This is a genomic window from Dietzia natronolimnaea, from assembly GCF_002289575.1.
In the GTDB taxonomy this organism is placed as follows: domain Bacteria; phylum Actinomycetota; class Actinomycetes; order Mycobacteriales; family Mycobacteriaceae; genus Dietzia; species Dietzia natronolimnaea_A.
Window position 1 is genome coordinate 24,799 of record NZ_NTGA01000018.1, and the last position, 12,236, is coordinate 37,034.

Annotated in this window: 12 protein-coding genes; 3 read left to right on the plus strand and 9 right to left on the minus strand. The window is 71.4% G+C overall.

The genetic code is table 11. From position 1 onward, the window contains the following. Nucleotides 1–89 precede the first annotated feature (89 nt). The 3 genes from CEY15_RS10420 to CEY15_RS10430 are packed head-to-tail and all read right to left on the minus strand — an operon-like array spanning nt 90 to nt 3,273. Entirely contained in the window at nt 90–299 is a 210-nt protein-coding gene (locus tag CEY15_RS10420) for a hypothetical protein (protein WP_095718388.1), read from the minus strand. A 9-nt stretch (nt 300–308) separates the two neighbouring features. Further along, nucleotides 309–2,417 carry a M3 family metallopeptidase gene (locus CEY15_RS10425; protein ID WP_095718389.1) on the minus strand — a complete coding sequence of 703 codons (2,109 nt, stop codon included), beginning with the start codon at nt 2,415–2,417 and terminating at the stop codon, nt 309–311. Nucleotides 2,418–2,451: 34 nt separating this feature from the next. After that, entirely contained in the window at nt 2,452–3,273 is an 822-nt protein-coding gene (locus CEY15_RS10430; protein WP_095718390.1) for a TSUP family transporter, read from the minus strand. A 26-nt stretch (nt 3,274–3,299) separates the two neighbouring features. On the opposite strand from CEY15_RS10430, the gene CEY15_RS10435 reads away from it, so the two are divergent. Next, nucleotides 3,300–3,812: a CGNR zinc finger domain-containing protein gene (locus CEY15_RS10435; RefSeq protein WP_031264504.1), complete on the plus strand. Its 513-nt coding sequence runs from the start codon at nt 3,300–3,302 to the stop codon at nt 3,810–3,812. 17 nt (nt 3,813–3,829) lie between these two features. Here CEY15_RS10435 and lepA read toward each other — a convergent pair whose 3' ends face one another. Both lepA and CEY15_RS10445 read right to left on the minus strand, forming a co-directional pair. Next, nucleotides 3,830–5,689 carry a translation elongation factor 4 gene (gene lepA, locus CEY15_RS10440; RefSeq protein WP_095718391.1) on the minus strand — a complete coding sequence of 620 codons (1,860 nt, stop codon included), beginning with the start codon at nt 5,687–5,689 and terminating at the stop codon, nt 3,830–3,832. Nucleotides 5,690–5,746: 57 nt separating this feature from the next. Then, nucleotides 5,747–6,487 carry an EthD domain-containing protein gene (locus CEY15_RS10445; protein WP_095718392.1) on the minus strand — a complete coding sequence of 247 codons (741 nt, stop codon included), beginning with the start codon at nt 6,485–6,487 and terminating at the stop codon, nt 5,747–5,749. A gap of 35 nt (nt 6,488–6,522) precedes the next feature. On the opposite strand from CEY15_RS10445, the gene CEY15_RS10450 reads away from it, so the two are divergent. Together CEY15_RS10450 and rpsT are read left to right on the plus strand one after the other, a co-directional pair. Next, nucleotides 6,523–7,071 (plus strand): type II toxin-antitoxin system PemK/MazF family toxin, encoded by a 549-nt coding sequence (locus CEY15_RS10450; RefSeq protein ID WP_095718393.1) that lies wholly within the window; start codon nt 6,523–6,525, stop codon nt 7,069–7,071. A gap of 165 nt (nt 7,072–7,236) precedes the next feature. Then, nucleotides 7,237–7,497, plus strand: coding sequence for a 30S ribosomal protein S20 (gene rpsT / locus CEY15_RS10455; RefSeq protein ID WP_095718394.1), 261 nt, complete (start codon nt 7,237–7,239; stop codon nt 7,495–7,497). Between the two features lie 158 nt (nt 7,498–7,655). Here rpsT and holA read toward each other — a convergent pair whose 3' ends face one another. From holA to CEY15_RS10475, 4 genes are all read right to left on the minus strand, one after another. Continuing rightward, complete coding sequence (gene holA / locus CEY15_RS10460; RefSeq protein ID WP_095718395.1) at nt 7,656–8,633, minus strand: DNA polymerase III subunit delta; 978 nt, start codon at nt 8,631–8,633, stop codon at nt 7,656–7,658. Between the two features lie 66 nt (nt 8,634–8,699). Continuing rightward, nucleotides 8,700–9,629, minus strand: coding sequence for an SDR family NAD(P)-dependent oxidoreductase (locus tag CEY15_RS10465; RefSeq protein WP_176475082.1), 930 nt, complete (start codon nt 9,627–9,629; stop codon nt 8,700–8,702). A 133-nt stretch (nt 9,630–9,762) separates the two neighbouring features. Continuing rightward, complete coding sequence (locus tag CEY15_RS10470; protein WP_245847532.1) at nt 9,763–11,235, minus strand: ComEC/Rec2 family competence protein; 1,473 nt, start codon at nt 11,233–11,235, stop codon at nt 9,763–9,765. Further along, the gene (locus CEY15_RS10475; RefSeq protein ID WP_095718397.1) at nt 11,232–12,203 is read right to left on the minus strand and encodes a ComEA family DNA-binding protein; all 972 of its coding nucleotides are present in this window, start codon (nt 12,201–12,203) and stop codon (nt 11,232–11,234) included. The genes CEY15_RS10470 and CEY15_RS10475 overlap by 4 nt, the downstream gene beginning before the upstream one ends. Nucleotides 12,204–12,236: the final 33 nt, after the last annotated feature.

Here is a 12,236-nt window from a genome sequence, read left to right on the forward strand (position 1 = left end):
CTGTGCTCAGTAAACGTCGAGGATGAGCCACGCCATCACGACGAGCGCGATCAGCAGGATCAGGGCCAGAGTCACACGCGATCGGGGCATCAGAGGACCTCCTTCCCGGTCTCTGCGTCGCCGGAGGCGACAAGGCCCCGGAACCGGTCCACGAGCACATCCGCCACCCGCTCGACGCCCACCGCGACCAGGTAGAACAGCGGGACGCCCACCGCGAGCATGATGAAGACCTGAAGCGGGAACGGCAGCGTGGCGAGCCAGAGTTCGACCGTGTCCCAGAACTCGAGGAATGCCGTCACGACGCGATCCTACGACCGACCGACGGCCGCGGCCTCGCGGCCACCCACCACCGAGGAGTCAAGGCCCCGGCGACGCAGCAGCGCCGAGGGGCTCGGGTCCGCGCCGCGCATCGCCCGATAGGCGTCGAGGAAGTCGATCGCCCCGCCCCGGGACAGGACCTCGCGGCGCATCGCCTCGCCCGTCGCCCTCTGCAGTCCCCCGCGTTCGGAGAACCACTCGGCGGCGTCCGCGTCGAGGACCTCGGCCCAGAAGTACGAGTAGTAGGCGGCCGAGTACCCGCCGGCGAAGATGTGTTGGAAGTACCGCGACCGGTACCGGGGTTCCACGCCGGGGACATCGAGGCCCGCGTCGGCCAGCACCCGCGCCTCGAACTCGTCCACGTCCGTGACCGCCTCGGCATCGGCCGGGGTCAGCGAATGCCAGGCCAGGTCGAGCAGGGCGGCGGCGAGGTACTCGACGGTGGCCTGTCCCTCACCGAAGCGCTCGGCCTGACGCATCCGTTCGACCAGATCCGGGTCGATCGGCTCCCCCGTCTCCACATGCCGGGCGTACCGCGCGAGCAACTCGGGCCGGCGGGCCCACATCTCGTTGACCTGGGACGGGAACTCGACGAAGTCGCGCGGCACCGAGGTACCGGAGAACACCGGGTACTCCACGTCCGACAGCAGACCGTGCAGGGCGTGCCCGAACTCGTGGAACATCGTGGTGACCTCGTCCATCGTGAGCAGCGTCGGCTCACCCGCCGCGGGGCGGGACAGGTTCATGACGTTGACGACGACGGGCCGCGAGTCCAGGAGACGGGACTGATCGCGGAAGGAACTCATCCAGGCACCGCCCCGCTTGGTCGGACGGGCGTAGTAGTCGAGCAGCAACAACCCCACGCCGGCGTCGGGCTCAGTGCGCTCGTCGTCGAACACCTCGATCACGCGGACGTCGGGGAGGTATCCGCGCAGGTCCGTCCGCTCGGCGAAGCGCAGGCCGTAGAGCTCGGAGGCCGAGTGCATGACGGCGTCGTGGAGCACCCTCTCGAGCTCGAAGTACGGCCGGACGCGGGCGTCGTCCACCTGGAAGCGGTCGGCGCGCAACCGCTCGGACTCGAAGGCCCAGTCGGCCGGGTCCAGCTCCCGGTCCTCTCCGCCGAGCAGGTCCTTGGCCTCGTTGCGGGCGTTGGTCACAGCGGCGTCGACCACGTCGAGCAGCAGTCCCCGTGCCGCGTCGGGCGAGCCGGCGGTCTCCACGGCCAGGACGTGCTCGGCGTGGCAGTCCAGACCCAGCAGCTGCGCGCGCTCGGCGCGGAGCCGGACGATCTCCAGGACGATCGGGGAGTTGTCGTGACCGGGCGTGGACCCCCGCCGCAGCGAGGCCTCCATCACCCGCCGCCGGAGGCCCTGGTGGTCCAGCCACGCGGAGATCGGCTGCACGGTGGGAAGTCCCAGTGGGATGAGCCAGCCCTCCCGATCCGCCTCCCGGGCCGCGGCGGCGAGTGACGACCGCATGGACGCGGACAGGCCCTCCAGCTCGGCCTCGTCGGTCACGGGAACGGCGAGCTCGGCGGTCGAGGCGAGCAGGTTCTCCCCGAAGGCCGTCGTCAGTTCGGCCAGTCGGGTGTCGATCGCGGTCAGTCGGGCGCGGCCCGCCTCGTCGAGTCCCGCGCCGGCCCGGAGGAGGTCACGGTGGTGCCGGCTGATCAGGCGGGCGGTCTCGTCGTCGACCTCGAGTTCCCCCGCCTCCGACGCCGAGTGGACGGCGTCGACCCGCGCGAGGAGAGCCGGGTCGGTCATGACGGCCGACGAGTGTGCGGCCAACAGCGGTGAGACGACCCGGTCGACGTCGAGGCGGGCGGGTGTCGCATCGGGACCGAGGAGTCCGTAGAACACGGACAGGACCCGCTGGAGCGCCTGGCCCGACCGCTCGAGGGCGACGACCGTGTTCTCGACGGTCGGGGCGTCCGGGTTGGCCACGATCGCCGCGAACTCGGCGGCGTGGTCGTCGATCGCCGTCCGGATGGCCGGCTCCAATTCCGCCTCGTCGATCGCCGCGAAGTCCGGGAGGCCGTACGGCAGCGGCGACTCGTCGAGGAGCGGGTGGCGGCCGGGCTCGGGGTTCGGGAGGCTCATGGGGGCGAGTCTACGTCGGCCCTCCCGGGGCGCCTCACGTCCACAGGGCCACCGTGTCCCACGCCAGCTTGACCGCCAGGATGCCGATGACCACCAGGAACACCACCCGGATGAACTCGTTGCCGTGACGCATCGCCATCTTGGCGCCGATGAACCCGCCGGTGAGGTTGGCCACCGCCATGCAGCCACCGATGATCCACAACACCTCACCGTGGATGCCGAAGACCAGGATCGAGGCGATGTTGGTGGTGAGGTTGGCGAGTTTGGCCGCCACCGTCCCCTGCAGGAACCCGAAGCCCAGGAACGCGACGATCGCGATCACGAAGAACGACCCTGTCCCCGGCCCCAGGACCCCGTCGTAGAACCCGATCACCAGCCCGATCAGCGCCGAACGCCAGATGCGCGCCCATCCGGTGTACCGGTTCTCGTGGGTGCGACCCATGGTGGGCCGGAACCACGTGTAGGCGCCCACCACGATCACGGCCGCCAGCACCACCGGCGTGAGCAGGTCCCGCGGGATGAACCGGGCGACCGAGGAGCCCGCGGCCGAGCCGGCGAACGCGGCGACCACCAGCGGGAGGACCATCCCGACCGGCACACGGATTCGGCGCAGATAGGTGGCAGAGGCGACCAGGGTCCCGGCGACCGAGGAGAGCTTGTTGGTGCCGAGGATCTCCGGGGTCGAGGCGTCCGCGGGGAGGCCGACGACCAACGCCGGGAGCTGGATGAGCCCTCCCCCGCCGACGACCGAGTCGACCCAGCCGGCGACGAACGCGGCCAGCACGAGCGCGGCCAGGACCCACACTGAGATCCCGACGGCCGGGGACGCGGTCAGACCCGCGAGAGACTGAGGCATACCGGGTACTGTGCTGTAATTGGTTTGTGTATATCAACCCTTACGGGGCGGATCCGGTGACCCTCGCCGCCGACCTGGCGAACCGCCGCCCCCGCACCACCCGCGAACTGGTGGACCGCTGCCGCGAATCGGGGGTGACCATCGACCGCGGAACCTCCGACGCGGACCTCGCGGAGACGCTGACGTTCCTCGACGACTGGCTCGTCGTCGTCGACACCACCGAGCCCCGCGGGCGGGCCGACGCCCTCAACGCTCTGCTCGCGGAGCACTCCGCACCGCCGCGACTCACCGACCACGACGGCCACTGGCACGTGCACTACCGCGCGGACGACGTCCCGTTCGCCCGACTGCTCACCGCCATGTTCTCGGTGGGCACCGCACTGCACCTGACCTCACGCGGCATCGACCGGCTGGCCAGGTGCGCGGCCGACGACTGCGAGGACGTCTTCGCCGACACCACCCGCAACGGGCGGAAACGGTACTGCTCGACCCGCTGCACCAACCGGTCCGCCGTGCGACGCCACCGAGCGAAGCCGTAACCCCGCGGGCCCGGGTCCTACTTCTTGTCGGCGCTCGACTCCGCGGACAGCGCCGCCACGAAGGCCTCCTGGGGCACGTCCACGCGGCCGATCGACTTCATGCGCTTCTTGCCCTCCTTCTGCTTCTCGAGCAGCTTGCGCTTGCGGCTGATGTCGCCGCCGTAGCACTTGGACAGCACGTCCTTGCGGATGGCGCGGATGTTCTCGCGGGAGATGATCTTCGCGCCGATCGCCGCCTGGATGGGCACCTCGTACTGCTGACGCGGGATGAGCTCCTTGAGCTTGCCCGTCATCTTGTTGCCGTAGGCCTGCGCGTAGTCCCGGTGCACGATCGCGGAGAACGCGTCCACGGCCTCGCCTTGCAGCAGAATGTCGACCTTGACCAGATCGGACGCCTGCTCACCGGCCTCCTCGTAGTCCATCGACGCGTACCCCTTGGTGCGGGACTTGAGCGAGTCGAAGAAGTCGAAGATGATCTCGCCCATCGGCATGACGTAGCGCAATTCCACGCGGGTCTCGGACAGGTAGTCCATGCCCTTCATCTCGCCGCGCTTGGACTGGCACAGTTCCATGACGGTGCCCACGAAATCGCTGGGCACGATGATCGTGCACTTGACGATCGGCTCGAAGATCTCGCGGTGCTTGCCCTCGGGCCAGTACGAGGGGTTGGTGACCTGGTGCTCGGTGCCGTCCTCGGCGACCACGCGGTACACCACGTTCGGTGCGGTGGAGATCAGGTCGAGGTTGAACTCCCGCTCCAGCCGGTCCCGGGTGATCTCCATGTGCAGCAGACCCAGGAAACCGCAGCGGAAGCCGAAGCCGAGTGCGACGGAGGTCTCCGGCTCGTAGTCGAGCGACGCGTCGTTGAGCTGCAGCTTGTCCAGGGCGTCGCGCAGGACCGGGTAGTCCGACCCGTCGATCGGGTATAGCCCGGAGAACACCATGGGGTTGGGCTCTTTGTACCCCGCCAGTGGCTCCTCCGCCCCGCCGCGGGCGCTGGTGATCGTGTCACCGACCTTCGACTGGCGGACGTCCTTGACCCCGGTGATGAGGTACCCGACCTCGCCCGGGCCCAGCCCCTTGGTGACCTTGGGTTCCGGCGAGATGATCCCGACCTCGAGCGCCTCGTGCGTCGACCCCGTCGACATCATCCTGACCTTCTCGCGCGGATTCAGCGTGCCGTCGAACACCCGGACGTAGGTGACCACGCCGCGGTAGGTGTCGTAGACCGAGTCGAAGATCATGGCGCGGGCGGGGGCGTCGGGGTCGCCCTCGGGCGCCGGGATCACGTCACACACCCTGTCCAGCAGTTCCTCGACCCCCGCGCCCGTCTTGCCGGACACCCGCAGGACGTCCTCCGGCTCGCACCCCACGATGTGGGAGATCTCCTCGGCAAACCGGTCAGGGTCCGCCGCCGGGAGATCGATCTTGTTGAGCACCGGGATAATCTCGAGGTCGTTCTCCATGGCCAGGTAGAGGTTGGCCAGCGTCTGCGCCTCGATCCCCTGCGCGGCGTCCACCAGGAGGATCGCCCCCTCGCACGCCTCGAGAGCGCGGGAGACCTCGTAGGTGAAGTCCACGTGGCCCGGGGTGTCGATCATGTGCAGTACGATCTCCTCGCCCGCGTGGTCACCGGAGCGCGGCACCCACGGCAGGCGGACGTTCTGCGCCTTGATGGTGATGCCGCGTTCGCGCTCGATGTCCATGCGGTCGAGGTACTGGGCCCGCATGAGCCGCTCCTCGACGACACCGGTGATCTGCAGCATGCGGTCGGCCAACGTCGACTTGCCGTGGTCGATGTGCGCGATGATGCAGAAGTTCCTGATCCTGGCGGGATCGGTGAACGTCGTCTCTGCGAAGTTGGGAATCTCGATCACTCCTCGGGCGGGCCCGGGCGTGGCGGGGTGCGGTCCGACCGGGCGATCACCCCATTGTCACACGCGCGGACTCCGGACACCCATCACGTACCGCCCCGTGGGGATCGCGTCGACCGCTCCGTCCTCGAGGAACCGGGCCGTCGAGGCGGTCATGGCCTCGATGTTGGCGCCCATCCGCTCGTCACTGCCCCGCGAATCGAAGAACACCCCCAGGTCGCGGGCCGCCTCGATCGGGAAGACCTCCTCGACGATCCCCGCGATCTCCGGCGCCCCCTCGGTCAGTGCGCGGACCACCACGTGCTGGGTGTACCCGGTGGTCGACTGCGTCTCGATCGCCACCGTGGTGTGCTCCTCGAGCCAGATGCGCAGCCACTCCTCGCGATCCAGACGCCCGGGCCGCCGCAGGAAGGCCAGATTCGCCATTCCGGGACACCTTCCGTCCTCTCCCGGCCCGGGCACGGGGAGCGGCTCCGACGCGGTGACCGACCACGCGGAGACCGGACCCAGCCCACGCAATCCGTCGAGGAAGTCGGCACACGCGGAGGCCGAGGCCACCGGCACCCGCGCGCGGACCGCCGCCAGCACCGGTCGCGGGGTCACCTGGACGTCGATCATCGCGCCGGCGACCGCCTCGTCGCGGACGTTCACCACGTACTCGCCCACGCCGAGCTCGGCGAGCGGGCCGTCCACCGCCCGGGCGATCTCCGCTCGTAGGCCCGAGCCGTCGGGAACGGACCCGACCGTGTCGTCCGACCACGCCGAGCCGTCTGACCACACCACCGCGAAGATCACGTCCATGAGTCGGGATCCTAGATGCGGTTACCCTGGCCGACATGGCGATCGACTGGGCCCGGATGGGTCGCACCGCGGCTCGGATGGGCCGCACGTACGGACCGACGGTGGCCCTCGAGGTGCGACGGCGCCTCGAGGATCGCGGGATCACCGCTCCTCAGACGGCCAGGGCTGTCGGGGCGGGACGGCCCGCCACGACCGGCACCGTGCCCACCGCGAGTCGCGCGCGGACCCTGTCCTACGCACCGGACCTCGACGGTCGGGCTGACCCCGGGGAGATCGTGTGGACCTGGGTGGAGTTCGAGGAGGCCGACGGACGCGGGAAGGACCGCCCGGTGCTGGTGGTGGGCCGCGACGGCGATCGCCTGCTCGGACTGATGCTCTCCTCGCAGGCCAGGCGGGACGACGACGAGGGATGGCAGTCCCTCGGCACCGGGCCGTGGGACACGGAGGACCGACCGAGCTGGGTCCGCCTGGACCGGGTGCTGGACGTCCCCGAGCAGGGCATCCGGCGCGAGGGCGCGGTCTGCCCCCGCGGGACGTTCGAGCGGGTCGCGGACCGGCTGCGCTCGGACTACGGGTGGCGCTGACGCGGTGAGGGGCGGCCGCCGGGTTTTGGCCGGTGACGCCGCCGCTGGTAAAGTCGGTCGTCGGTGTCCACCGGATCGCGTAGCGCGCGTTCGAGCGGACGAGAGACATGACATCCGATCGACCGGATCCCCGCGGGGCCGTCGAGACACGACCAAAGGTGACCAGTGGCCAACATCAAGTCCCAGAAGAAGCGGAACCTCACCAACGAGCGCAACCGCCTGCGCAACCAGTCGGTCAAGTCCGCGCTGCGTTCGGCCATCCGCAACCTGCGTGAGGCCACCGAGGCCGGCGACAAGGCCAAGGCCGGCGCCCTCCTCGTCGCGACCTCGCGTCAGCTCGACAAGGCCGCCACCAAGGGCGTCATCCACAAGAACCAGGCAGCCAACAAAAAGTCGTCGCTCGCCAAGGCCGTCAACTCGCTCTGAGGCGACCCGCTCCCCCCGCCGGGAGCACAGCCCCGCGGCGAACACCGCGACGAGGCTCCGAGGGCCCACCCCGCACCGATCGAGGTCGCGTGGTGGGCCCTCGTCGCGTTCTCGCCAATCGCGTGGTGGGACCTCGTCGCGTTGTGACCAGTCGCGTTCTACGCCGCGCCCGCCAGCGACCCCACCGCACGGACCGCCCGTTCGAGTGCGTAGGAGGTGTCCTCCGCCTGACCCTTGACCTCCCCGTTGAGGCGGGCGACCACCTGGAGGGCCCGGCCGAGGGTGTCGATCGACCAGTACCGGGTCTGCGCGGTGACCTTCTTGACCTTCCACGGGGGCAGCCCCTGACGTGCCAACTCGGCGGGCGGGGTACCCCGTTGCGTGCCCACCATGGCGATGGAGTTCACGGCGTCCGCGAGAGCGTCCGCCAACACGACGTGCGGAACCCCGGTGTGCATGGCCCATTCCAGCGCCTCGATCGCCCCGGCCACATCCCCCGTGACCGCTCGCTCCGCCACGGTGAAACCGCTGACGCCCACGACGCCGGAGTGATAGCGGCGCACCGCCTCGACATCGACCTTCCCCCCCGTGTCGGCCACCAGTTGGCCGCATGCCGACGCCAGCTGCCTCAGGTCCGTACCCACCGCCTCGACGAGGGCCTCACACGCCTCCGGGGCCACCCGGACGTCGAGGCCACGGAACTCCGAGCGCACGAATCCCACCACATCCGTGTGACGTGAGATCTTTGCGGCCGCGTGCTCCTGCGCGCCGGCCTTCCGCAGGTCCGGCACGAGCGACTTCGCCCGGCCGCCGCCGGTGTGTTGAACCACCATGACGGTCCGGTCCGGAAGGTCGACGGCCGCGTCCATCACCGCCGCCTGGGCGTCCTTGCCCAGTTCCGCGGCCCCGGTGATCACCACGATGCGGGCTTCGCCGAACAGCGACGGCGAGAGCAGTTCGAACAACTGCGACGCACCGACCTCCGGCCCGCCCAGCCGGGAGACCACGGGCGGATCCTCCCCCGCGGGCGCCGCCGCCCGGGCGGTCGCCACGACACCGGCCGTGGCGCGCTCGGTGAGGAACTCGTCCTCGCCCAGGACAAGATGCAGAGCGGCGGGTGCAGAGCCTGGTGACATATGCGCTCCTCGTCGTCGTCAGATGACATGGTGCCACGCACGTCCGTCAGGCCCGCGCCGCCGCCCTCATGAACCGGGGTCGGCATCCTCCTCGACCATCCGCGCCCGGGTGTCTCCGTGAACAGCAGTGCCGACGGCCACCGGCTCGTGGATGGCGCCGGCGGTGTCCGGCACGCGCGCGCCGTTTCCGATCTCGGCCCGGGAGAGCGTTCCCGAGAACCGCTCGGTCAGCTCGCGGAACAGGCGGTGCGAGGTGTGGGCAGCGCGCCCCTTCGGCCCGACGGGCCGTTCCTGCTCCGGGTTCGTACAGGCGTCGACGATCGCGTCCACGATGAGGTCGGGGTCGTCCATCGCCGTCAGCCGCGGCGCGTGGCCGGTGTAGTTTCCGACGTGATCCCACCACGGGGTGTCGGCCGCCCAGGGCAGGATCGTGCCGACCTTCACCGTCTCCTCCAACCCGGCCAGTCGCAGTTCCTCGGTGAGGGAGCGACCGAGGCTCGTGATGCCCGCCTTCACCGCGGAGTAGGTGGACTGATAGGCCAGCGGAACCTCTCCGGCGACCGATCCCACGTTGACCAGCACGCCTTCGCCACGGGCCGCAAAACGCCGCAGTGCCACGTGGGCACCGAAGATCATGCCCTTGAGATCCACGTCGACGAGTCGGGCGTGATCCGCGAGCGGCACCTCCCAGAACAGGCCCATCACACCGACCGCGGCGTTGTTGATCCACACGTCGATGGGGCCGAAGTGTTCCTCCGCCGCCGCTGCCAGGTTCTCGACGGCCTCGGGATCGCTGACGTCCGTCGGCACCGCCACGGCAGAACCACCGGACGCGGCGATCCGGGTGGCCACCTCCTCGAGCACCTCGCCGCGGCGAGCGGCCAGGACGACGTGCGCCCCGCGCGCGCCGAGGGCGATCGCGGCGCCACGGCCGAAGCCGCTGGATGCTCCCGTGACGACGATGATCTTTCCGTTCAGGTCGTCATTCCTTCTCATCAGTCTCACTCGTCCCGTCTCCTCGTCGTGGTCTCGGAGCTGTGCCGTGCGGGCCATGATGCGCGGCGGGGACCCCGGACGCATCCGGTACACAAAGGTCACTCCGCGAGCGGCTCCGGATCCGTGCCCGGGGTCACCCGGGCGCGACGTCGGGCGACCCCGGCAGGGCCACGGCGATCCGGGCGACCGTCTCGAGCCACCACAGCGCGGGAGCGCACGCCGCCGCGAGCAGGACCGCCCCGTCCTGCCATACGGGTCCCAGCGCCGCGGCGGCGGTCCCGAGAACCGTCACCAGCGGCACCACCGGCGCCACCGCGATGTTGGCCGGCAGCGCCCACGGACCCGCCTGAAGGCCGGTGGCCACCAGCACCGGCAGGGTCGCCAGATGCGCCACCACGCAGACCGCCAGCAGATCCGCGACGGTGGCCGGCATCCACGGACGGCGCAGACGCACGGCCACGGGTCGGGCGGCCACCACGAGCGCGGCGGTCGCCGTGACTGACAGGACGAACCCGGCGCCGGTGGCCGTTGTGGGATCGAGCATCGACACCAGCAGCACCACGCCGGCCAGCGCCGCCAACGGTCGGCCGGTCCGGTGGGAACTGAGCGCGGCCAGGCCGATCGCCCCGGTCCCGGCCGCCCGCAACACCGCGGGCTCCGGACCCACCACCGCGACGAAACCCGCGAGCGCCAGCCCCGCGGCGAAGATGCGGACGCGCCGCCCCGCTCCCAGCGCGGCGGCGGCCAGGAGCACAGACCCCACCACATAGGTGGTGTTGGCTCCGGAGACCGCCGCGAGATGAGCCAGCCCCGCGACCCGGAACCCGTCGCGGGTCTCCGTGGACACCCCGCCCTCGTCACCGAGAACGAAGGACGGGAGCAACGCCGCCGCTTCACCCTCGAGTGCGCGACCGGAGACCACTCGCAACCGTTCGCGCACCGCGGCCGGGGCCCGGCCGGTCACGCCCGGTTCCCCGGTCACCCGCGGAGGCGCCAGGGCGCGCAGGGCTGGCGGATCCCCGGGAGAGCGTGGCTCCAGCACCATGACCGAGGTCTGCACCCGCGTCCCCGGTGGCAGGCCCCGCCACCCCTCCCGGGCCAGGACCACCACGTCGAGGCGGGCCACTCGCGCCGACTGTCCTGATCCGGTGACCTCCACCCGCAGCGGAACCATCACCCCGCCGCCGCGGACCGGGCGGTCGAACCCCGTCACCACGCCCTCGACACCCGTCCGGGTGTCGACGAGCGAGACCATCGGATGCGCGGCGAGCGCGTGTGACCGCGCCGCCTGGACGCCGGCGCCGATCGACCCCAGTGCGCACGCCACCGCGAGTACCCACAGCGCCGTGTGGTCCAGCCGCTCCCGCGCTCCCACGGACACCGACCAGGCGACTGCGATCAGCGCCGCGACGAGCAGCACCACCGCGAGTGCGCAGGCCGCCGCCGGCCGCATCCCGAGGGTGACCGCGGTGGTGACGAACAGCGCGAGCGTCGGAACGACCAATCGGAGGTCACGCGCGGCAGGTGCCCGCGGGGCGGGGGGCTCGGCCGGCGGCTCGGCCGGCAGATCGGCCGGCAGTTCGGCCGGCAGTTCTCCGGTGCTCACACCGAGACCAGGGGCCGTAGTCGGGCGAGCGTGACCGGGCCGATGCCGTCGACCTCGGCCAGCTGATCGATGCTCGCGAACGACCCGTTGGCCGCGCGCCAGGCCAGGATCGAGGAGGCGGTCACCGGCCCCACCCCGGGCAGGGTCTCGAGGGTCGTGGCGTCCGCCGTATTGAGGTCGACCAGTCCCCCGCCCGACGGCGGCGCGCCGGGCGCGGTCCCCGCCGCCGGCGCCGGGGCCGGGGCTCCGTCCACGGGCGGGTCGCCGGCCCCGACGATCCCGCTCCGCGGGCCGCGGGGGCCGTCGGGCCCCGGCGCCAGTCCCACCAGGATCTGCTCGCCGTCGGCCACTTTCCGTGCCAGGTTGAGGCCGTCGCGGTCCCCGCCGTCCAGAACCCCACCGGCACTGTCGAGGGCGTCCGCCACCCGAGCGCCCGGGGCCAGTGTGACCAACCCACTGCGCCCGACCAGACCCACGACGGAGACCACGACGGGCCCCGCGGACCCGTCGTTTCCGGGCCCGGCCGCCCCGGCCGGGTCCATCGCGGTCGGATGCACCCCGGTCCCGGCCGGGGTCTGGGGCGAACCCGATGCCGACGAGCCGTCCGCCGGGACGGTCACGCCCGGGGTGGCCAACGGGAGTTCCGGCACCGGCGCGCCCTCTGGCACCGCGGACAGCAGACGGTGAACTGAGAATCCACCGAGGCCCAGCACCACCACGACCAGGGCGATTCCCGCGATCCTGTCCGGGGCCCACCGGACCCGGCGCCACCACGGGGGGTCGGCCCAGGCCGCCGGGTCCGGGCGTTCGGGTGGCACCCGTTCAGGTCGCCTGCCGTCCGCCTCCGCATCCGCCCAGGGGACGGGCGCCCGCTCCGCCTGCGCGGTCACGCTCGAGAGCCTGCGCAGGGCGGCCTCGCGGGCCGGGTCGCCGGTGTCCGCGGGACGAGTCCGGGTGTCGGGGAACATGGGGCGAAACTAGACCGGCGCGCTCCCCGGCCA